General features: G+C 40.1%; 19 protein-coding genes. 15 read left to right on the top strand and 4 right to left on the bottom strand.

The window, feature by feature from the left end:
- Nucleotides 1-34 precede the first annotated feature (34 nt).
- Entirely contained in the window at nt 35-1,183 is a 1,149-nt protein-coding gene (locus QJ048_RS22260) for a hypothetical protein (protein ID WP_282336646.1), read from the top strand.
- Between the two features lie 93 nt (nt 1,184-1,276).
- Here QJ048_RS22260 and asnS read toward each other — a convergent pair whose 3' ends face one another.
- A complete protein-coding gene (gene asnS / locus QJ048_RS22255) occupies nt 1,277-2,716 on the bottom strand; it encodes an asparagine--tRNA ligase (RefSeq protein ID WP_282336645.1) in 1,440 nt (479 codons plus the stop codon).
- Nucleotides 2,717-3,048: 332 nt separating this feature from the next.
- Here asnS and QJ048_RS22250 point away from each other — a divergent pair, with 332 nt between their 5' ends.
- The 8 genes from QJ048_RS22250 (at nt 3,049) to QJ048_RS22215 (ending at nt 14,202) form a co-directional block, all read left to right on the top strand.
- Entirely contained in the window at nt 3,049-4,362 is a 1,314-nt protein-coding gene (locus QJ048_RS22250) for a M16 family metallopeptidase (protein WP_282336644.1), read from the top strand.
- A 124-nt stretch (nt 4,363-4,486) separates the two neighbouring features.
- Nucleotides 4,487-6,562, top strand: coding sequence for a M16 family metallopeptidase (locus QJ048_RS22245; protein WP_282336643.1), 2,076 nt, complete (start codon nt 4,487-4,489; stop codon nt 6,560-6,562).
- Between the two features lie 56 nt (nt 6,563-6,618).
- Nucleotides 6,619-6,846 carry a carbamoyltransferase C-terminal domain-containing protein gene (locus tag QJ048_RS22240; RefSeq protein WP_345774541.1) on the top strand — a complete coding sequence of 76 codons (228 nt, stop codon included), beginning with the start codon at nt 6,619-6,621 and terminating at the stop codon, nt 6,844-6,846.
- A 384-nt stretch (nt 6,847-7,230) separates the two neighbouring features.
- Nucleotides 7,231-10,530, top strand: a complete 3,300-nt coding sequence (locus QJ048_RS22235; protein ID WP_282336641.1) for a TonB-dependent receptor — start codon at nt 7,231-7,233, stop codon at nt 10,528-10,530.
- Nucleotides 10,531-10,666: 136 nt separating this feature from the next.
- Nucleotides 10,667-11,650 (top strand): 2-hydroxyacid dehydrogenase, encoded by a 984-nt coding sequence (locus QJ048_RS22230; protein ID WP_282336640.1) that lies wholly within the window; start codon nt 10,667-10,669, stop codon nt 11,648-11,650.
- Nucleotides 11,651-11,766: 116 nt separating this feature from the next.
- On the top strand, nt 11,767-12,852 hold the full coding sequence (gene gcvT, locus QJ048_RS22225; RefSeq protein ID WP_282336639.1) for a glycine cleavage system aminomethyltransferase GcvT: 1,086 nt from the start codon (nt 11,767-11,769) through the stop codon (nt 12,850-12,852).
- Nucleotides 12,853-12,909: 57 nt separating this feature from the next.
- Nucleotides 12,910-13,383, top strand: coding sequence for an SRPBCC family protein (locus QJ048_RS22220; RefSeq protein WP_282336638.1), 474 nt, complete (start codon nt 12,910-12,912; stop codon nt 13,381-13,383).
- 99 nt (nt 13,384-13,482) lie between these two features.
- Complete coding sequence (locus QJ048_RS22215) at nt 13,483-14,202, top strand: 2-phosphosulfolactate phosphatase (protein WP_282336637.1); 720 nt, start codon at nt 13,483-13,485, stop codon at nt 14,200-14,202.
- A gap of 144 nt (nt 14,203-14,346) precedes the next feature.
- Here the strand turns inward: QJ048_RS22215 and gloA2 are convergent, their stop codons facing one another.
- On the bottom strand, nt 14,347-14,733 hold the full coding sequence (gene gloA2 / locus QJ048_RS22210) for an SMU1112c/YaeR family gloxylase I-like metalloprotein (RefSeq protein WP_282336636.1): 387 nt from the start codon (nt 14,731-14,733) through the stop codon (nt 14,347-14,349).
- A gap of 196 nt (nt 14,734-14,929) precedes the next feature.
- On the opposite strand from gloA2, the gene QJ048_RS22205 reads away from it, so the two are divergent.
- The gene (locus QJ048_RS22205) at nt 14,930-16,069 is read left to right on the top strand and encodes an endonuclease/exonuclease/phosphatase family protein (RefSeq protein ID WP_282336635.1); all 1,140 of its coding nucleotides are present in this window, start codon (nt 14,930-14,932) and stop codon (nt 16,067-16,069) included.
- 360 nt (nt 16,070-16,429) lie between these two features.
- Here QJ048_RS22205 and QJ048_RS22200 read toward each other — a convergent pair whose 3' ends face one another.
- Both QJ048_RS22200 and QJ048_RS22195 read right to left on the bottom strand, forming a co-directional pair.
- On the bottom strand, nt 16,430-17,119 hold the full coding sequence (locus tag QJ048_RS22200) for a hypothetical protein (RefSeq protein WP_282336634.1): 690 nt from the start codon (nt 17,117-17,119) through the stop codon (nt 16,430-16,432).
- 281 nt (nt 17,120-17,400) lie between these two features.
- Nucleotides 17,401-17,964, bottom strand: coding sequence for a hypothetical protein (locus QJ048_RS22195; RefSeq protein WP_282336633.1), 564 nt, complete (start codon nt 17,962-17,964; stop codon nt 17,401-17,403).
- A 254-nt stretch (nt 17,965-18,218) separates the two neighbouring features.
- Between QJ048_RS22195 and QJ048_RS22190 the strand changes: the two genes are divergently transcribed.
- The 5 genes from QJ048_RS22190 to atpH all read left to right on the top strand — a co-directional run bounded on the left by QJ048_RS22190 (nt 18,219) and on the right by atpH (nt 23,167).
- A complete protein-coding gene (locus tag QJ048_RS22190) occupies nt 18,219-20,015 on the top strand; it encodes an ABC transporter ATP-binding protein (RefSeq protein WP_282336632.1) in 1,797 nt (598 codons plus the stop codon).
- Nucleotides 20,016-20,441: 426 nt separating this feature from the next.
- Nucleotides 20,442-21,554: a F0F1 ATP synthase subunit A gene (atpB, locus tag QJ048_RS22185; RefSeq protein WP_282336631.1), complete on the top strand. Its 1,113-nt coding sequence runs from the start codon at nt 20,442-20,444 to the stop codon at nt 21,552-21,554.
- Between the two features lie 174 nt (nt 21,555-21,728).
- Nucleotides 21,729-21,947: an ATP synthase F0 subunit C gene (gene atpE / locus QJ048_RS22180; RefSeq protein ID WP_282336630.1), complete on the top strand. Its 219-nt coding sequence runs from the start codon at nt 21,729-21,731 to the stop codon at nt 21,945-21,947.
- Nucleotides 21,948-22,061: 114 nt separating this feature from the next.
- Nucleotides 22,062-22,556, top strand: a complete 495-nt coding sequence (gene atpF / locus QJ048_RS22175; protein WP_282336629.1) for a F0F1 ATP synthase subunit B — start codon at nt 22,062-22,064, stop codon at nt 22,554-22,556.
- Nucleotides 22,557-22,603: 47 nt separating this feature from the next.
- Nucleotides 22,604-23,167 (top strand): ATP synthase F1 subunit delta, encoded by a 564-nt coding sequence (gene atpH, locus QJ048_RS22170; protein ID WP_282336628.1) that lies wholly within the window; start codon nt 22,604-22,606, stop codon nt 23,165-23,167.
- Nucleotides 23,168-23,174 lie beyond the last annotated feature (7 nt).

Below are 23,174 nucleotides of genomic sequence, written 5' to 3'. Positions count from 1 at the left end.
ATAAGAAGCGAATTAAAATAAAATACGTACGCAAATGAAAAAAGTTAATTACTATGTTATTGCAATAGTGTGCGCCTTGCTATTGCCATGTAAGATGTTTTCACAAATCAAATCATCCATCTTAGAAAAAAAAACAGAGGTAGAAAACTCAATATTCGACTTGGCCTTATCCAATGAAAAACATCTGCATTTGGAGGATATTCAAAAAAATAAACTAATCGCACTTTCAACTAATTTACAAAGCTTAAACACAAAGCCTTACTTTGACAGAGAAGAATATGAAGCAGCCGGGCTTTCTAACACTCTAAGTGAAGAACAGTTTTTAAAGTTGATTGCTTTAAAAAATCAAAAAACAGTAGCTATAAAAACAAGCAACAATTGGGATAACTTATTAAGGTTGGAGTATACCAAGGGACTTGATAGCGGAAAAGCAAAAAGTGAAATGTCTGATTATTATTCAAAACTAATGAGTTTTCAGGGGCTAAAGAATAACATGCTGATTGTAAAAAATAACCTCTACGTTAGTGATGCTTTTTATCAGTCGCCCAAAGATTATTATTCTAAAACCCGCATCGACTCCATAACTAATATTATAGAAAAGCAAAGTAAAAATATGCCAGAAGCTTTGGCAATGTTGTACGAGATTAAACAAGGTTCTCCAGCGAGACTTGTTATGCGAGCCAAACGATTGATCAAAGCAGACAGGAGCGGGGAGATTGGTTATACAATAGCCATGTGTGATTCCCTCAAGCTATCGAATAATCAATTGGACAGCCTGATAGAGGCGGGCATTCAATATCAGAACATTGACAACAACAGCAAATGGCTACAGTCTATTCCTTTTCAAAGCGAACATTTGTACCAAATTTTGACAGAAGAGCAATATCTACAAATGACAAATATGAAATGGGATACACAAAATACTAAAAGAGTGAATGATGCATGGAATGAACTTGTTAGGAGGAAACTGGTTGATCGCTCTATGAATGAGCAGGAAGTCAAAACGAATATTAAGATCTATTATCAGCAGAAGCAGTTTATAATGAGTCGCTATGCATTTGTAGAGAAAGAAAGGGACCGAAGAGTTCTTGTACTGGATAAAAATAAGCCCTATCTTCTTTCTATGCTGGAAGAGGCAAGAAGTTCTTCAAAGGGCAATGCAAATAGCGGTTATGCATGGTGAGTTCTGGCTTTTACGAATGTATGATATCTTTCTTTAGTTAAAAATAAAGTCCCCGTGACAACGGGGACTTTATCCAAAATGAAATATTTGTTATTAAAATTCTGCTGTTTTTGGTGTTCTTGGGAAGGCGATTACGTCGCGGATATTTGTCATGCCGGTAACGAAAAGCACCATGCGTTCGAATCCTAAACCGAAACCTGCATGTGGTACTGTACCAAAGCGGCGCGTATCAAGATACCACCAAAGCTCATCAGCAGGAACGTGCATTTCTTTCATTCTTGCCTCAAGGTTTTCCAATCTTTCCTCTCTTTGTGACCCTCCTACAATTTCGCCAATGCCGGGAGCAAGAATATCCATTGCCGCTACTGTTTTACCATCCTCATTCAAGCGCATATAAAAAGCCTTGATGTCTTTTGGATAGTTCGTAACAATCACCGGTTTTTTGAAATGCTTTTCTACCAAATAACGCTCATGCTCGCTCTGCATATCAATGCCCCATTTCACCTCGTATTGGAATTTTTTCTTTTTGTACGCAGGAGATTGTAACAAAATATCAATCGCCTCAGTATAAGTAATGCGTTCGAAATTATTGTTCAATACGAATTCCAATTTTTCGATCAATCCCATTTCACTGCGTTCGGCCTGTGGTTTTTGTTTTTCTTCTTCTGCAAGGCGTTGTGCAAGAAACTCCAGGTCCTCGCGGTTATTATCCATCGCATGCTGAATAATGTATTTGATAAATTCTTCCGCAAGATTCATGTTGTCTTCCAAATCAGAGAAAGCCATTTCCGGCTCAATCATCCAAAACTCGGCAAGGTGACGTGCTGTATTTGAATTCTCTGCGCGGAACGTTGGTCCAAACGTATAAATTTCGCCAAATGCCGTAGCGCCCAGTTCTCCTTCCAATTGTCCACTAACTGTAAGGTTGGTAGATTTTCCGAAAAAGTCTTCTTTAAAATTTACAGAACCATCTTCGTTACGCGGCGTGCCATCAAAAGGCAAAGAGGTTACGCGAAACATTTCACCAGCACCTTCTGCATCGCTCGCAGTAATAATAGGTGTGTGCAAATACACAAATCCTTTTTCGTTGAAAAACTTGTGTATAGCGAATGCCAATGAGTGGCGAACGCGGAACACGGCACCAAATGTGTTGGTACGGAAACGCATGTGCGCAATTTCACGCAGGTATTCCAGGCTAGGGCGGTTTTTCAGTTGAAGAGGATATTTTTCAGCATCACTATCACCCAGTATTTCCAGTGTTTTTGCTTTTATTTCAATTTTCTGTCCCTTGCCCATAGAAGGAACCACCTCGCCCGTTACTTTAACGGAAGCGCTGGTAGTAAGTCTTTTCAGCAAGGCATCGTCAAACTGACCCAATTCCAAAACGATCTGTATATTATTATTAGTGCTGCCGTCATTAACCGCTAAAAACTGGTTGTTACGGAATGTGCGTACCCAACCCATTACTGTTACTTCATGGCCCGTTTGCTCCGAGGCCAGCAATTGCTTCACTTTAATTCTTTTGTTGAACATATACAGATTTTTAAAAGGAGAGCAAATATAACTAATGTCGGGTGAATGGCGGAAGATAGGCGTATAAGGTATAAGGTTCAGGTTGTAAGGAGTGAGTTCGTTATAGCGTATTCACCGTTTGCCATTCGCGATCACCCACACTTTATGACCTATACTTCATGCCTTGACCTGTTCGTCCCCTATTTCTGCCGGTTTGAATGTTCGATTTCAGGGAAAATCCAGCTTTTCTGGGAATCGGACGTATTAAAAAAATAATTGCTTGCCGCCCGACACAAATAGTTTAATAAATAAATGACTATTAGTAGTTTTAGCGGCTTAAAAATCAACTAAACATGAACAAAAAGAAATTGATGCTTATTGCTACGGCAGCACTGATGGGTGCCGGTGCGATGGCTCAACAGGTGAAATTTGTTGAATATGATCTTGACAACGGATTACACGTAGTGCTCCACCAGGATAAAAAAGCTCCTGTAGTTGCGGTAACTGTTATGTACCACGTAGGATCAAAAAACGAACAAGTGGGTCGCACAGGATTTGCCCATTTCTTCGAGCACTTGTTGTTTGAAGGTTCTGACAATATCAAACGCGGCGAATTCATGAAGATCGTTTCCAGCAATGGAGGCCAGAACAACGCCAACACAACACAAGACAGAACTTTTTACTACGAAGTATTTCCTTCAAATCAACTGGAGCTTGGCCTATGGCTGGAAAGCGAAAGAATGCTTCACCCGGTGATAAATGAAATAGGCGTAAAAACGCAAAACGAAGTTGTAAAGGAAGAAAAAAGAATGCGTATAGATAATCAGCCATATGCAAAATTCAATGAAGAAATTTTCAAACGCTTATTCACAAATCATCCTTACCACTGGCAGACAATTGGCTCCATGGAAGATCTGGATGCAGCGAAACTCGAAGAGTTCCAGGCATTCTTCAAGAAGTTCTATGTTCCAAACAATGCAGTGTTGACGATCGCAGGTGATATCGACGTTGAGAAAACAAAACAATTGGTTGCAACTTATTTTTCTGATGTACCTAAAGGTGCACCGGTAGTACAACCAAGCATTAAAGAAGCGCCGATCACAAAAGAAATGATCGACACCGCTTATGATGCGAACATTCAAATTCCTGCTGTTTTCGCGGCTTACAGAACGCCGGGCAGCACAACAAGAGATGCGCAGGTGCTTGGCCTGGTAAGCAAAGTGCTATCTGGCGGAGCGAGTTCTCGTTTGTATAAAAAAATGGTAGACGATAAAAAGAATGCATTGCAGGTAGCAGCATTCAATTATTCATTGGAAGATTATGGCGCATACATTACGCTTGCATTACCAAACGGCAACGCAAAACTGGAAGATCTTTTGAAAGATATGGATGAAGAAGTTGCGAAATTGCAAACTGACCTGATCAGCGAGTCTGACTATCAAAAATTGCAAAATCAATTTGAAAACGATTACGTAAGTGCAAATACCAAAATGGTAGGCGTAGCTGAAAATCTTTCTGACGGATACACTTACAATAAAAATACCAACGAGGTAAACGAGGAGTTAAAAAAAATCCGTTCAATTACCCGTGAAGAAATTCGCGACGTGGCGAAGAAATACCTGAATAAGAACCAGCGCCTTGTACTTTATTATTTGCCTAAGAAATAAGAAATAAGTAAAAAGTAAAAAGTAAAAATTCAAAATGACCGCACCATATAGTTCATGATGAACCGCAACCATTTTTGAATTTTGAATTTTGACTTTTATTTTCATCAACAAGAAAAAATAATTAATGAAAAAGATATTCATCATAGCCACTACTGCATTGATCTTCCATGCATCAATGGCACAAAAAATAGACCGCTCCCAAAAGCCCAAAGCGGGCCCAGCACCGGTAATCACTATTACAGATCCTGTAAAATATACTTTACCAAATGGCATCACCATATTGGTTGTAGAAAACCACACCTTGCCAAAAGTAGCCGCAGGTTATTCTATTGATGCAGGGCCTATAGTAGAAGGCAGCAAAGCGGGCGTATTGGGATTGATGGGAGAAATGCTCAACGAAGGAACCTCTAAAAGATCGAAAGCAGAATTTGATGAAGCGGTAGATCAAATGGGTGCTGACGTAAATCTTAGTTCAGGTGGTGGTTCAGCATCTGCATTGACACGCTATTTTGACAAAGCATTTATGTTGATGGCAGAAGGCATACGTAATCCTGCATTTTCACAATCGTCTTTCGACAAATTAAAAGCGCAATCATTAACCGGCCTGAAGGCAAATGAGCGCAGTGCAAAAGCTATTTCCGGAAGAGTAGTGGGGGCTTTGACTTACGGCAAAGACAGTCCTTTTGGTGAATTCGAAACAGAGGAAAGCATCAACTCGATAACACTTGCTGACATTAAAGCTGCTTATAGTAAGCATATAACGCCTTCAAGGGGTTACCTGACTTTTATTGGAGATATTAAACCGGAGGCAGCAAAAGCTTTGGCAATAAAGGCTTTTGGCGATTGGAAAGGTGTCGCGCTAACTCTTCCAACTGTAGCGAATGTTAATAATCCTGCGAAAACAGAAGTTAATCTCGTAGACGTGCCTAATGCGGTGCAATCTGAAATCACGGTAACCAACCTGGTTAATCTGCCAATGAGCAGCCCTGATTATTTTGCGGTATTATTGGCAAACAATATTCTTGGTGGCGGTTCAGAAGCACGCTTGTTTATGAATCTTCGTGAAAAGCATGCATTTACTTACGGTTCTTATTCAAGCATCAGTGCCAGCCGTTATCAATCAACTTTCAGTGCTTCTGCTTCTGTAAGAAATGAAAAAGCAGACAGTGCCGTTTCTGAAATTTTGGGTGAGATCAAAAGAATGAGGGAGACGAAAGTTTCAGATGAAGAATTGAAAAATGCAAAAGCATTGTACAATGGTAATTTTGCTTTAGGCATGGAAAATACCGGCCGAATTGCAACTTTCGCAACGAACATTTTGCTTTACAATCTCCCCAAAGATTTCTATCGCAATTATTTGCAAAAAATAAATGCAGTAACTGCTGAAGATATTCAACGTGTTGCTCAGAAATATTTCAACTACAGCAACACACGCATTGTTATTGTAGGAAAAGCTGAGCAAGTGCAACCAGGACTGAAAAATATGGGCTACGCAGTTAATCATTATGATAAATACGCAAACCCTGTTAGCGGTGCTACTGCAAAGGCAACCAATATCTCTGCTACAGATGTCGTTAACAACTACATCAAGGCAGTTGGTGGTGAAGCGGCTATAAGAAAAGTGAACACCGTGCTCATGAGCATGGATATGAATGTGCGCGGAATGACGCTGGATGCTGTTCAAAAAGCAATGAATCCGAACAAAGAGATGACGGAAGTGAGCAGAGGAGGTAACGTAGTAATGAAAGATATGTTCAACGGTGAAACCGGATATCAGATGCAGATGGGTCAAAAAAGAGACATGGATCCTAAAGAACTTGCTGACAAGAAGGCTAAGAAAAACATTGTGGATCAGTTGAATTATAAAGAACCGGGCTATAAACTGGAAATGAAGGGCATTGAAAAAGTGAACGGAAAAGATGCGTACAAAATAGTTGTTACCAGTCCTTCAGGTAAAGAAACTGCAGAATATTATGATATCAACACCGCGTTTCTTTTAAAACAGGAAACTTCAAGTGTTGGGTCAGGAATGGATCTTTCACAAACTGTGCAATTTGACAACTACACTAAAGTGAATGATGTGCTTTTCCCTTTTGCAATAACCTTAACTGTAGAAGTTGGTGGCAACTCAACCGACATTGCATATAAGGTAAAAAGCGTTAAGATTAATGAAGGCGTAACAGCTGACGATTTTAAATAATTGCAAAGAATTTAGTCCTTTTTCAAAAAAAGTCTACCATTTATTGGTAGACTTTTTTGTTTTTGGGAAATCAGCATAAGTTTTGCTGGGTTGACAAAACGATTTCTCCGGACTATTATAACCTGATAGATTGTTTCAGAGAAAAAACAGGCGTTCCAATTTTATTAAACACATCTTTTAATGAGAATGAACCAATCGTAAATTCTCCAGAAGAAGCATTGAACTGTTTTTTACGCACGGAGATGGATATGTTGGTTTTGGAAAATTTCATAGTGCGCAGATAGCAGCCAAAATTTTAGACGGAGAGATTCAGCCGATTCATAGGTGTTGCTTTTAGGCAACAGACAATATTAATACAAGGCCCGGTGATCAATTCATCGGGTCTTTGCGTTGCTTTATCGATTGATTGATGCCGTTTCTTTTTTGTAACGGCACATAAATGCCTGCTTTTTGTGCAGTTTACCCACAACCTTTTTGTGGCCAATGTTAACGCAATATGATCAACAACTAACATTTAACCACTAACAATTTTCGTCTAACTCATTGCATGTCAGTGTTCACCTTTAATCGCTTAACATTGCGGTAACATTAGGATAATATTGCGTTAATGTTGTCTTAACATTGTGTTCATAGCTGAACTAGAGTTTTGCATAAAATTTAACACACAGATGCAACGTCTACTAATGCTATGCATAGCCTTTATGACTATGACAGCTATTTCTAAAATCTATGCCCAGGAAACAACTGCTACATTGAGCGGATCTGTCTCTGGTGTCACTGGCGAACCTGCCCCGGGAGCTACCATTCTTGTAAAACACGAACCCACAGGTTTCAAAACAAGCACACAAGCTAATAACAAAGGATCTTATGTTATCCCTAACTTAAAAGTTGGCGGACCTTACACAATTACTATTTCTTACGCTGGTTCAAAAACAGAAGAATTTAAAGATGTATACCTTTCATTAGGTAACAACCCTGATGTTAACCTGGCGTTCAAACAAAGCAACAGCGAACTGAAAGAAGTTACTGTTGTAGCAGCTGGAAGAAAAACAGCAGCTGCTGGTCTTAGTGTAGGAAAAGTTCAATTGAACACTCTTCCTTCTATCGGCCGCGGTATTGGCGATTTCACAAGACTTACTCCTCAATCAAACAACAACTCATTTGCGGGTAGTAATTTCCGTTATAACAACTTCACATTGGATGGCGCTATTAACAATGACGCTATTGGATTTAGCAACTCCGCTGGTGGAACGAGTGGCGGTGGCCAAAGCGGTACAGCGGGTGCTGGTACACGTACTAACCCTTACAGCCTTGAAACTATCCAGGAGATCCAGGTACAACTCGCTCCATACGATGTAAAGCTTGGTAACTTTACAGGTGGTAGCGTAAACGCTGTAACCAAAAGCGGTACGAACGAATTCCATGGTTCATTATATGGTTTCGGCCGTAGCCATGCTTTGATTGGTAAAAGCGTAGACGGTTTGAAAACCAAAATGAGCAATGACTTCTACGATTATCAATCAGGTTTCACATTAGGTGGTCCAATCGTTAAGAACAAAGCCTTCTTCTTTATCAACGCGGAACTTGGCCGTGGTCAAATGCCTACATTCTACAATGCAGGTGACCCAGGCGCTGCAATGACAAAAGCTGAAGGTGACGCGATCATCAACAGAATGAAAACGAAGTACAACTACGATCCAGGTACTTATACTCCAGGTGTAATTTTCACAAACAGTAATAAATTCTTCGCTAAACTGGACTTCAATCTTAGTGCAAAAAGCACTTTGATGATCCGTGGCTTGTATACTTCTGGCTGGGGTAACAACCTTGAGCGTACTACAACCAACTTCCAGTTCTCTTCTGCTGACTTTACACAACACACCAACAACATTAACCTTGTTGCTGAGTTGAAAACAAAGATCAACAACAACGTCAGCAACCAGTTTATTGCGAGCTATATTAATGTACATGAGTACAGAGATTTCCCAACTCCAATGAATGCTTCTGGTCAACCTTATGGTGTTCCGGCAACTCCGTTCATCAGTATCGATAACGACCGTATCTGGTTGGGTACATGGAGAGAAGCTTCTATCTATAACATGAAGCAGCAAACATTTGAAATTACTGACAATGTAACTGTTACAAAAGGAAACAACAAATTCACTTTTGGTACTCACAACGAGTTTTACAGCCTGTCTTATGGTTTCTTGAACTCATGGAACGGTCGTTGGGAATATGCAGGAGGTTTGAACAAATTCCTTGTTGATCAACCTTCGCGTATCCGTGGTGTGTTCCCAAGAAGCACAGACATTAAAAACGATAGAAATTCTTTGTATGACAACGTGCCGGGAAGCAGCTACAATGTGAACCTGACAAGTTTGTATGCACAGGATGAAATTGCGATCAATAAAAAATTCAAGATCACCCCAGGTGTGAGAATTGACTATCCGTTCTTAGGAAAAAATTTCGCACTGGATACAGCTTTGCGTAACACGCCTAACTACACATCTTCTAAACCTACTTATTCTCATACTCCATTTAACGAGTTTACGAATAAATGGTTGGGCGACGCTACAGTATCTCCACGTTTAGGTTTTAACTGGGATATCAAAGGAAACCAAACATTGGTATTGCGTGGTGGTGCAGGTATCTTCGTAGGTCGTATGCCATTCGCATGGATGGGTTATGCTAGTACATTGACAGGTAACAACTTTGGAAACATTGACTACAGACCAGCTTCTGGTACAGTTGTAGGTTTGGCAATGGATCCAACACACCTGAAAGATACTGTTGCAAATCACTCTGCTTCGGCAGCAAGTACACGTGAGGTTGATATCGTAGACAACAATTTTAAATTGCCTGCAATCCTTCGTTCAAACATCGCTGTTGATTATAAATTCGGTAAAGGATACAAATTGACATTGGACGCGATGTACACAAAAACGATCCACGATGTTAAGTTCCAACAGATCAACGTAAAGGATAGCGCTCAGTATTACTCTACTGGTCCTACTCAAACTCCTTACTATGTTGGTGGTAAAAACAACAACCAATACTCTAACGTGTATTTGCTTAGCAATACAAGTCAGGGTTACCGCTACAACTTAACTGCACAGTTGAGCAAAGCAACAAACGGTATTCCTGTAGGTAAATACTCTACATTGAACCTTAACTGGATGGTGGCTTACACTTACGGTATGAGTAAAGACGTTGCGAACGGTATCCGTAACTCATTCCAAAGTAACTACGAGGTGAACCCTTCGATCAATCCGCAGAATACTCCATTAGGTTATTCAAACTTTGATCTTCGTCACCGCATCGTTGCTACAATTAGTGGCGCGTTGAACTGGAGCGCAAGCAACTCAACTTCACTTGCATTCTTCTACTCAGGTCAGGCTGGTAGCCCATACTCTTTAATCTACACCAACGCACCATTTGGTAACTCATCAAACGCACCGTTGCCTTACATTCCAAAAGATCAGAATGATATTCATTTAGCTGACTACACAAAATCTGACGGAACAGTTTACACTGCAGCCCAACAGTACAGCGATCTGAATAAATTCATCGAGGGTGATAGCTACCTGAGCAAACACAGAGGTCAATATGCTGAGCGTAACGGCCTACGTACTCCATGGAACCACCAACTTGATATGAAGTTGATGCACGAATTGAAATTGGGTGGTGGTAAACACTCACTTCAATTTAGCTTCGATGTGTTGAACGTGTTAAATCTGATCAGCAACAGCATGGGACACATGACGTTTGTAACCAACGTTAACAACTACACAGTTAACTTCCTGAAATTCGCGAACGACGGTTCAGGCAAAGCTCCGGGTTCACCAGCTTCTGGTTATACACCAACATACAACTTCTTGCCACCACCTGCAGGTGTGGATCATTACTACACTAATGATCCTATCAACTCTCGTTGGCAAGGTCAGTTCGGTATCAAATATTCTTTCTAATAAAGTATTATGCTGAATACGCAAAGAGGTCGCCTAAGGGCGGCCTTTTTTGTTTAGGAATCCTCCTTTCTAACTTCTAATTCCTAATTTCTAATTCCTTCTTTACTTTCGTAATACAACATTAAAAACCTACATCATGCAAATAGCCTTCTATTCTACAAAATCTTACGACAAGCAATACTTCGACGCGTGCAATAAAGAACAAAATATCATTTACATAGAAACACAACTCAACGAGCAAACAGTTGCGCTGGCTGAAGGCTGCGATGCCATTTGCGCTTTTGTAAATGATGTGTTGAACAAAAAAGTAATTGCCGAATTGGCGAGGCTCAATATCAAACTCATTGCCATGCGTTGTGCCGGTTATAACAATGTAGATTTGGAAGAGGCGCGGAAAAATGGAATCACTGTTGTACGTGTGCCGGCTTACTCCCCTTACGCAGTGGCAGAACATGCGCTGGCACTCATCATGACTCTCAACCGCAAAACACACAAAGCCTACAACCGCGTAAGAGAGGGGAACTTTTCCCTGGAAAAACTTACCGGGTTTGACCTTTACGGAAAAACAGTTGGCGTGATAGGTACTGGAAAAATAGGACAGATATTTTGCGATATCATGCAGGGGTTGGGTTGCAGGGTTCTGGCATTCGACATCATCGCCAATAAAGAACTGGTTGCAAAAGGAGTGGAGTATTTGCCGTTGGTAGATCTGCTGCCACAATGCGATATCATTTCTTTACACTGCCCTTTATCGGAACAAACGCGCCACATCATCAACGAGGAAACGCTCGGCATGATGAAGCTGGGTTCCATGCTGATTAACACTAGCCGAGGCGCACTGATTGATACAAAAGCTGCCATTGAAGCGCTAAAAACCGGTCAGCTCGGTTATTTGGGGATCGACGTGTACGAGCAGGAAGAAAAATTATTTTTTACCGATTGGAGCGAGGCTGTTATCCAGGATGATGTGATCATGCGTCTTATGAGTTTTCCCAATGTGCTTATCACTGCTCACCAGGCCTTTTTTACCGAAGAGGCCCTCGAACAAATTGCAGAAGTCACCCTCAGTAATATCAAAGCCTTCGAAACTGGCAAGGAATTAGCTAATAAAGTCATCTAATAATGTGGGTTTTGGGCCCATTCTGCAAAGAAAATGGGATGCTTTGTGTAACAAAAGGCAATCTGAAATTGCTTTCTCCTATTTTTGCAGGGCTTAAAACTAAATTAAACAGTACAATGAAGAATACTCCTTTTACCCAAAAACACATTGCTCTGGGTGCAAAAATGGCTCCATTCGCGGGCTACAACATGCCTATTTCTTATACCGGTATCAACGACGAACATGCTACAGTGCGCAACAACGCAGGTGTTTTTGACGTGAGCCACATGGGCGAATTCATCTTAAAAGGAGAAAATGCGCTGGATCTCATTCAGCGTGTAACAAGCAACGACGCTTCAAAACTGGAAGCCGGAAAGGCGCAATACAGCTGCCTGCCAAACGAAAATGGTGGTATCGTAGATGACTTGCTCGTGTATTGCATCGAGCCAAACAAAGTGTACATGCTGGTGGTAAACGCTTCCAATATTGAAAAAGATTGGAACTGGATTTCTGCGCGCAACACGAAGAATGTAGAAATGCACAACATTTCCGACAAAACATGTTTGCTAGCAATACAGGGCCCTAACGCTACTAAAATATTGCAACAGCTTACAGAAGTTGACGTCCTTAATCTTAAATATTACACTTTCGTAAAAGGAACTTTTGCAGGAGTAGAAAATGTTTTGATCAGCGCGACAGGTTACACAGGTGCCGGAGGAGTGGAGATTTATTTTGAAGATAAAGACGGTGCTGCAGACAAAATCTGGGATGCTATTTTCGAAGCGGGTACTCCCAAAGGCCTGAAAGCTATTGGCCTTGGCGCAAGAGACACATTAAGACTGGAAATGGGCTTCTGCCTTTACGGAAACGATATTGACGATACAACAAGCCCGCTGGAAGCAGGCCTTGGCTGGGTCACCAAATTCACAAAGGATTTTACGTCGAAAAGTACTTTTGAAAAACAAAAAGCAGAAGGGATTAAAAGAAAACTGGTAGGCTTTGAAATGATCGACAAAGGCATTCCACGCAGTCATTATGAAATAAAAGATGCCGAGGGAAATGTATTGGGATTTGTAACATCCGGTACCCAATCTCCAAGCCTTGGAAAAGCCCTGGGCCTTGGTTATGTAGCTACTTCACATGCAAGTCTCGATACCGAGATTTTCATTGCAGTACGCGATAAATTATTGAAAGCAAAAGTGGCTAAAATACCTTTTGTATAACAGAATCAATTACCAGCTATTTAATTTGATAGCTGGCAATTTTTTTAAACGCATAATATGCCAACAATCCATATCACTACGTTTATAGCCGCGCCTGTAGAAAGAGTATTTGATCTTAGCAGAAGCATTGATTTGCACAAAAAGTCAATGCCGCATACAGAAGAACAGGCAATAGCCGGCACTATCTCCGGCCTCATTGGCATGAACGAATCAGTGACATGGCAGGCCAGGCATTTAGGAAAGAAAAGAGTTTTGCAGTCAAAAATTACCGCACTGCAGAAGCCTGAAATGTTTACCGATGAAATGCAGAAAGGCGATTTCAAAAAAATGAAACACGACCATCATTTCAAACCGGTTGCGAATGGAACAATTATGGTCGATGTCGTACATTTCGAGGCGCCATATGGAGTTATAGGAAAGCTTGTCAGCAAACTTTTCCTTACAAAATACCTGAATAAACTTATCGAACAGAGAAACGCGGTCATTAAAGAGTATGCCGAATCTGAAAAGTGGAAATTGATACTAAACTAGTTGTTAGCCGATAGCTGTTAGTTGTTAGCATTTCTATAGTAAGTTGCGCTCTCAACGAACCACTATCAACTACCAACCAACAACTAACAACCTAACTAGATGAATAAACCAACCCTTTTTACTTGTCTTTCGCCCGCCTTATTACATTTGTACGATTTGAATCAATCTGTAGTCGTTATCATAGATGTGTTTCGCGCCACATCAACCATCTGTACGGCTTTGTACAACGGTGCAAAAGCTGTTGTTCCCGTTGCGGATGTTGAGCGTTGTAAACAGATTGGCGCAGAGATCGGGGGTATCACAGCAGGTGAAAGAGATGGAAAAGTAATTCCCGGCCTGCAGTATGGAAATTCTCCGGCAGAATATCCACGCGACTTTATCGAAGGCAAAACGCTTGTACTTACCACCACCAATGGAACCAAGCTCCTTCACATGGCGCTGGAATGTGGCGCGTCCGAGGTAGTGACGGGCTCCTTCCCCAATCTTTCAGCAGTATGTGATTTTCTCGTAAAACAAAATAAGAATGTGATCCTCGGCTGCTCTGCATGGAAGGATCGCTTTAATCTCGAAGATACTTTATTCGCAGGGGCGGTTATCAGCAAAGTGAAAGAGCATTTCACCATTCACTGCGATTCTTCCCTAATGGCAGAAAACATGTATGAGTTGCATAAGAACGACATGGAAAATTTCATCCAGCTAACCACGCACTGGCACCGCCTGGCAGCCTATGGCCTCCAAAAGGACCTTCAATACTGCGTTACAAAAGATGTAGCCAACGTGCTGCCGATTTATAGGGATGGGATGCTGGTAGTTGGCTAATTTGAAGATTTGAGGATTTGAAAATTTGAAAATGCTTTATGTGTAGCATCGGAAGAATTTTTTAACCATTTTTTCGGGGCAAGAGGTAACCATTTAGTTATAATGCTACGCCTTCCATTTTCAAATTTTCAAATCCTCAAATTTTCAAATTGAGTAAAGCTCCAGTGGGACGCCATCCGGGTCTGCAAAAAACGTGAACTTCTTCCCTGTATATTCATCCACTCTTATAGGTTCCGTTTCTATTCCTTTTGAATTCAAATCGGAGATGGTAGTTTCTATATCGTCAACTAAAAAAGCGAGATGCCTGAGTCCGCAAGCTTCGGGTCTGCTAGGCCTTGTGGGAGGGTTAGGAAAGGAAAAAAGTTCGATCACATAGTGGCCGTTCAAAGCAAGGTCAAGTTTGTATGAATCTCTCTCTTTGCGATACACCTCCTGTATAACGGAAAGGCCCAGCTTATTTACATAAAAATCTTTCGACACGGCATAGTTACTGCAAATAATAGCTATATGATGAACATTTTGTAAAGACATGTGTATTGTGTAAAGTAAAAAGTCAAAAGTAAAAAAACTGTAGAAGTTGTAAGTGATAAGTTTTAAGTAATAGGTTTTAGGTTGTAAGTTAGTGAGTAGAATTCATGATGATAGACCGGTTGTTTATTTCATTTTTATCAAGGGCCTAAAACTTAAAACTCATAACTCATAACTTAAAACTTTCTAACTTTAAGGCATGCAGCATCTGTTCCGCACATTTACCAAACGCTTCTTCATTATCTCAAACATAGTCGTAGCAGCCATTTTTTTGCTGGCGTGCTGCACCGCATTTCTCAACCCTGATACATACTGGTTCATTTCCCTGCTGGGTGTTACGTTTGTAGCATGGTTGATAATGAATTTTGGATTTGTAATATTCTGGCTTTTGTTCAGGTCGAAGTGGGCGCTGCTTTCATTTGTTGTAATGTTAATTGGATGGAAACAGATCAACGCATGTTTTGGCTTTCATCCTTTCGCAAAATTTGATCAAAAAAAGCAAGCAAACAGTATACGCGTAATGCAATGGAACGTTGCTCGCTGGGATGAAATGAACAAATATTGGGCACCGGGAAAAAAGTCTAAGAGAAAAAAAATGTTTGAGTACATCGCCAACAACGATATCGACATTTTGTGCGTTGAGGAATTTTTTGAATCAAACAATACAAAGGAGTTTGCGAAGAACATTCCTTATATAACCGACAGTTTGCATTTTCCTTACCACTACTTTGCAATGGATCACAGGCGATGGGATAGCTTGTATGAAACAGGTGTAGTTATATTCTCTAAATACCCCATTGTTGATACTTTCAGAAAACGCTATGGCGGCCCCGATTCCTTAAAGAACAATGAAAGTTTTATCTGGGCAGATATAGATGTAGATGGTAAACGAATTCGCGTATTTACCACTCACATGCAATCAATGTTATTTGGTGGAAAAGAGTACAGGCAAATAAAACAATTACGTCAGTCTGCCGACAGCGCTGTTGAAAACACCAAAGGAATTATTAAAAAATTCAGGCAAGCCTATGCATTGCGCATGCACCAGGTAAATGTGATAAAGCCCGTACTCGATAATAGTCCCTATCCTGAAATTATGTGCGGCGATTTTAACGAAGTGCCCAACTCGTACATATATTTTCAAATGAAAGGCGATCGGCAGGATGCGTTCAGTAAAAAAGCATTTGGCATCAGTAGAACATTATCATTTATTTCACCCACTCTTCGCATAGATTATATCTTGCCCAACAAACAATTCAAAGTTCTGCAATACAAAAGCGATAAGGTCGCGCTTTCAGATCATTATCCGGTGATCACGGATTTGCAACTACCGGAGTAATTGAAAATTGAAAGTTGAAAATTGAAAATGAAGGGCTGGCTGCGACCAATGTTCTAAATTATATTCTACAGCTGAAGTGTGCGACGCAACGAATGCTCAATGGTGCTTTACTGCTGACTTCATAAAAAGTCTAGCTCGAAGAGTGTTGTCGCAAATTACTTACGCTATATGCATAGAGCATTTTCAATTTTCCATTAAATAAAAAAGCCCGGCATAGACATGCCAGGCGAATTGATCGTACCCTTTAAAACTATACGTTCTTAAATGAGTTTGATTAAAATTTTTGAAAAGCCCTGATTGAAAAAAAAGGGCTTTGTTTGTTGATGAATGTACCCTTTAAAGTATGTTAGAATAATTTAGTTAGAACTTGATAAAACGTTGTTCGAATTTTTCATCAGCGCAGGTTGCAACCAATGAATATTTCCCTGCAGAAAGATCCTTCACGTTTACGGATGCTTGTCTTTCTGCGTTTTCAGTTTGCCATGTTTTTACTTCACCGCCATCTGCATTGAAAAGCTCATAGCTAACCGGTTTCTTTTTCCAGCTTTTAGGAAGAGACAGCTCGAGTGACTCAGTAGTTGTGTTTACAGATGAAGACGATACCGATTGTTGTTTAATTTTTGCTTCGCGAAATGATTTCACCTCAGACAGTTTAAAATTGTTCAGGCTGTCTACGATGCGTATTCTGTAGTAAATTGTTTTGTGAGAATTCTTAGCAACCCTGTCACTAAAAAGATAAGCCTGTTTTTCTGCAGCATCTGTGTTAGCAAAAACTATGGCAGCATCTTTATAGTTTTTGCCATCAAGGCTTTTTTCTATTACAAAATAATTGAGGCTGCCTTGGCCGCTTGTCCAGTTAAGACAAACTTTATTGTTGCTGATATTAATTGAGAAATTTTCTACACTGCTGTTTGTTGCAGGAGTATCAGAAGCAAACGCGTTAGAGGAAAATATGATAATTGCGCCCGCAAAAGCCAGAATGGGCAAGTGTTTTGTGCATGATTGTAAAGCAACAGAGATTGCCTGTTGGAATGGGTACAAAGTTTTCATAATTAAAATTTTATATGCCGAGTGCGATAATGCGAACTACTAAATAGCATACCGGAAAACATTTGTTCTTCTGTAGGAATGGACAACGTTAAACTGGAAATAGGTACGGTTATTTCTTTGGGGAATTGGAGAGATGTATGGCAAAGATTAAACGGGATTTTTGAAAATGCAAGCTTTTTATTTTTTTTCTTTTTTGGGGAAGATGAAAAGTCGCCATAATGAAATTGAAAATCAACCTATTGCAGTGGTAATATTTTTTTTGAAAAAAAGAATGCTAACGTCTACTTGTATGCGCCTGTGTAAAGACTAACGCAAACTGCCGTTGCTAACAACATGTTTTTGTCAAGCAGACTTGCATACTCAGTGACAAAAAAGGTATCGTGAATATTTTTCTTGTGAACGATTGCAAGAATGTGGTTATATATATCGTGCATCGCAAAGCTGGACATGGCAGAGTTTGCAACGATTTTGGCAACATGCATTTCGTCCTTGTTGATTACATTGAATGAAAGGTTGTTGAATTTTATTTTAGGAGAGATTTTATAAATGAGCTTTTCGTCTTTGTCAAAAACCCTGAAGCTTCTGCGCCAGATAGCGTTTGACTGTTTAACCCTGGCAAGAGTGTTGCCATTAACACTCGTTATTTTAAATGCGCATGAATTTCTTTTGTGCGAAAGAAGAATATCCAACAGCTTTAAATTGTTTGACTTTTCGTGAACGATGGCCGCGAATAACTCCCCATTCTCTTGATAGATATTATAAGGACTAAAAAGCTTCAGGCAGTCTGTATTTGTGCTAACGCGAAAGTCTCTTTTCAGAAATGGGTTTTCAAGAATTGTGTCCACTCTTTTTTTTACAAAGTTCCATTCATGCTTGAAAGTTGCATGGTAAATAGGACATAAGTCTTGTGAAAAAGAATCAATTTTGACGCAAACGGGTAATGATAGAAGATCTTAGAAATTTAGGGATCGCTCAACTAAGCCCGTAAAATACCATTCCGTCACATCAGTTAACACGCAAGATAGAAGCGTAGTAATCGGTTGGCTCCGTTGGTGTAATAGTAGTGTTTATTCATTGACGGATCGCTTATCTTTGTTTTATGGCAGAAGCTTCAGCGAAGAAAAAAATCTTTGATTTTGCGTTATTAAGAAGAGTTTTCCAGATAGCGGCACCTTATAAGAAGAAAATATATTTATCGATTTTTCTTGCCATCCTGCTAGCTATCTTTTCTCCCATACGCCCGTATCTCATACAGCTCACAGTAAATAAGTACATTAAAAATGGGTTGCTTCAGATGATCGTTGACATCACGATCATCCAAATGGTATTGCTGCTCATCGAAACAGGCATACGGTTTTATTTCTCATTTATTACTGCATGGCTCGGTCAGTCGGTGGTCAAGGACTTAAGGGTAAAAGTTTACGACAAAATATTGGGGCTTAATCTCTCACAGTTTGACAAAACACCGATCGGCACACTAACAACACGTACCATTAATGATATAGAATCGATCAACGATATTTTTTCTGATGGGTTGATCCCTATCATCGGAGATCTGCTTTCGATTTTATCCATCTTAATAGTAATGTTTTGGGTAGATTGGAAACTTGCATTGATAAGTCTTTCTCCTTTTCCATTTATAATTGTCGCCACTTATTTCTTTAAGGAAAGCGTAAACAAATCATTTATAATGGTGCGTAATGCCGTGGCGGCTTTGAACGCGTTTGTACAGGAACACCTTACGGGAATGGCCATAGTGCAGGCTTTTGCTGCGGAGGAAAGAGAATTTACAAAGTTCAAAAAAATTAACCGCGAGCATAGAAATGCCAATATCAAAGCCATTTTCGCGTACTCCGTTTTCTTTCCTGTAGTAGAAATAATTCTTGCGGTATCCACTGGGCTGCTCGTTTGGTGGGCTGCTACCCAAGCCATGAATTTGTCTGCAGATCAAGCATTGGCCCTTACAGGGAAAATGATCTCGTTTATACTGTATCTCAACTTATTATTCAGACCATTACGTGTAATTGCAGATAAGTTCAACGTACTGCAAATGGGAATGGTGGCCAGCGAACGTGTTTTTAAAGTACTGGACAACCAGGATTATATTAAGACGCAGGGAAATTATGCTCCGGCGCAAACGAAAGGAAAAGTGGACTTCGACAAAGTTTGGTTCAGTTATGTAGATGATAAATATGTCTTGAAGAATATTGATTTCAATATACAACCCGGCGAGACTGTGGCGCTTGTTGGTCACACAGGAAGCGGTAAAACGTCCATTATCAGTCTTTTGAACAGACTTTACAGCATTCAAAAGGGTGAAATTAAAATTGATGACGTTAATATTAATGACTATTCAGTGGAGGCGCTTCGCAGTAAAATCGGGATCGTTTTGCAGGACGTGTTCCTGTTTTCCGGATCTGTTATGGACAACATCACTCTTCGTAATAAAGATATCCCGTACCAGAAAGTGGAAGAGGCTGCAAGGTTGATCGGTGTTCACGACTTTATAATGCAACTTCCAGGCGGCTATGATTATAATGTAATGGAAAGAGGCAGTACACTTTCCATGGGGCAAAGGCAGCTGATATCGTTTATTCGGGCATTATTATATGAACCGTCAATTCTTGTACTCGACGAAGCTACTTCGAGTATAGATACTGAAAGTGAGCAACTTATACAGCATGCGATAGATACACTGATCACAGGACGCACTGCCATTGTAATTGCCCACAGACTTTCTACCATTCGCAAGGCAGACAAAATAATAGTGCTGGACAAAGGAGAAATCAAGGAAATGGGCACCCACGACGAGCTCTTGAATCTGGGTGGATTTTATGCTAAATTACATAGTCTGCAGTTTGAAAAACAAAAAGCTGCGCCTGTTCAAATAAGATAAATGGGATATAAATAAGCATTATACTGACAATAATCTACCTTCCGATGCTCCGAAATCCGAAAAGAAACTGCTTGTTCCAAAAACAGATGAAGAAAGATTAAGGGAAGATATATACCGGTCGGATCTTGAAAAATTCCTTCTCTTTAGCAGGATGCTTAAGCGCAACGAAATGTTCAAAAAGGCTAAAATCACCCATAAGTAAAAAATTAGGGACATATTTCAGTGAGTTCTAAACGAAATAAGTTTTACAGCTCCAGATCGATTGCTGAGATTTTGATAAAAATCAGGGAAATGAGGTAAAAAGATGAGAGGTGATAGAAAGTTGGGCTTTTTTGAACACGGGAATAACTTTTTTTCGTTTTCAACTGTCTATTTTCCAATTATTAGCCATCCATCCTTATCTTTGCCGCAAATTTCAGAACAGGTATGACCCTCAGAAGTGTTAAATCTTTACTGGTTGCGGCTTTCAGCCTACTCAGTGTCTTTTTTTATTATGCGTCAATGGCTCAGCCAAAAGAGCATGAAACGCACGAACAAGCGAACGCTGACCACAAAGAAGGTCATTCCGAAAAATTTAATGCAGGTGAATCCATCTTGCATCACATTGCAGACTCTCATGAGTTCCATTTTTTTACTTTAGGTGAAAAGCATTTCACAATGCCTTTACCGGTTATTGTTTATTCTCCTCAACGCGGTTTAAGCGTGTTCTCTTCTTCTAAATTCGAAGAAGGTGAAGTTGCTTACAACGGTTACAAATTAGAACACGACAAGATCGTTGCTGTTGATGCAAATGGCGCTGTCGATGAAAGCGTTAAAGCATACGACTTCTCCATAACTAAAAACGTATTTCAAATGCTATTGGCTGTGATCCTTCTTATCTGGATCATGACAAGCATCGCAAAAAAATACAAAGCACAAGGTCACAACGTTGCTCCGTCTGGTTTCCAGAATGCAGTGGAGCCGGTTATCACTTTCGTTCGTGATGATGTTGCGAAACCAAACCTTGGTCACAAGTATGAAAAATACATGCCTTATTTATTAACTGTATTTTTCTTTATCCTTATTAATAATATTATCGGTCTTATTCCAGGTTCGGCAAACGTAACAGGTAACATTGCCTTTACAGCTTTGCTGGCTGTAATTTCTTTCATAGTGATTATGATTAGTACAAATGGTCACTTCTGGGGTCACATTTTCTGGCCTCCCGGCGTGCCTTTCCTTGTAAAACTGATCCTGATCCCTGTAGAGTTGTTAAGTATCTTCATTAAACCAGCGGCATTGATGATCCGTCTTTTTGCGAACATGACGGCTGGTCACATTGTTATACTTAGCTTTGTTTCTTTGATTTTCATTTTTGGTCAAATGGCAACGGTTGCTGGCTGGGGTTTCACTCCTGTATCCATCGCGTTTTCCGTTTTCATTTACTTTATAGAAATATTGGTAGCATTCATCCAGGCGTTCATCTTCACGAACCTAACTGCGGTATTTATCGGTCAGGCATTCGAGGGGGAGCACCATGATGAGGCGCACGCACACTAAGCAATCAGGAATTAGAAATTAGAAGTTAGGAATTAGTGCGTCTCTGGGTAGTAAGTTTGGAGCAACACAAAACTCACAACTCATTACTCAAAACCAAAAAACAGAACTCAAAACTTTTTTTATAAATCTCAAAACTCAAATTGTATGTCAATGATGGTTTTATTAGCGTCTGGTATGGCACAGTTAGGTGGTGCTATCGGTGCTGGTCTAGCTGCAATCGGTGCAGGTATTGGTATCGGTCAAATCGGTAAAGGTGCAGTTGAATCAATCGCTCGCCAACCAGAAGCCGCTAACGACATTCGTGGAAACATGATCTTGACTGCAGCGTTCATCGAGGGTGTTGCCCTTTTCGCTGTAATCGCAGGTTTGTTGGCTGTATTGTCTACACAATAATCCACGTAAAAGAATTCTGCACTCAACGCACAGGGCCGAGAGTGCAGTTTTTCTATAAAGTAGTTTTGAGAAAAAAGGTCAGTTTAAAAATTACAACTATCAAATAGCTTATATATGGAATTACTAATGCCCGCTTTAGGCTTTTTCTTTTGGACACTTGTCGCTTTCCTTATCGTGTTCCTGATTTTGAAAAAATTTGCATGGAAACCGATCCTTACAACTTTGAGTGCGAGAGAAAAGAATATTGCTGATTCTATTGCTACAGCAGAAAGAGTGAAAAACGAAATGGCGCAAATGAAAAGCGAAAACGAAGCTTTGATGGCGCAGGCTCGTGAAGAAAGATCTGCTTTATTGAAAGAAGCTCGCGATGCCAAAGACAAAATCGTTCACGAAGCGAAAGAACAGGCAAAAGCAGAAGCAGCTAAAATTGTAGCAGATGCTCAGGCTGTGATCAATCAACAAAAAATGGCTACGCTGGTAGAACTTAAAAATCAGGTTGGTGTATTGGTTTTGGATGTTGCAGAAAAAGTATTGCGCAAAGAGCTGGGTAACAAACCAGAGCAAGAGCAATACATCCAGCAACTTGCAAACGACATCAAACTGAACTAAATATTATTTCAAGCGTAAACATTCCTGGTAAGAACCAGTAAAGCAAAATGCAAAACCTACGTTTAGCAACAAGATATGCAAAGTCACTTTTCGATCTGGCGGTTGAAAAAGGCCAGGTTGATATAGTGTATAATGATATGCTCGTTTTGCAGGCCATCTGCAATGCAAGCCCGGAGTTTAAAAGAATATTGGACAGCCCTATTATAAAAGCAGATAAAAAGAATAGCATCCTTGAAGCAGTTACCAATGGTAAAGTGAGCGAGATGACTACAGGCTTCAATAAACTGATGGTTAAAAAGGGGCGCGAGAGCGAACTTTCTGATATTATTTCGGCGTTCATTAAAGAATACAAGGAATACAAAGGCATCAAGGTATTGAAACTTACTACAGCTGTTCCTGTAAGTGATGAGATCAAAAAAGAACTGGTTGAGAAAATCCAAACTCAAACTCCAATCAAAAACATCGAGCTTCAGGAAATAGTTAACCCTGATGTGATCGGTGGATTTGTTTTGCAGTTGGATGATATGGAAATTGATACAAGTATCAGATCACAGTTCAACAAAATAAAGAAGCAGTTCCTGAACAACGACTTCGTTTACAAGCTAATTTAACGCGTTC

The organism is Pinibacter soli (assembly GCF_029961145.1).
Classification (GTDB): domain Bacteria; phylum Bacteroidota; class Bacteroidia; order Chitinophagales; family Chitinophagaceae; genus Pinibacter; species Pinibacter soli.
The sequence above is the reverse complement of the archived record's forward strand: the minus strand, read 5'-3'. Positions and strand labels throughout refer to the sequence as shown.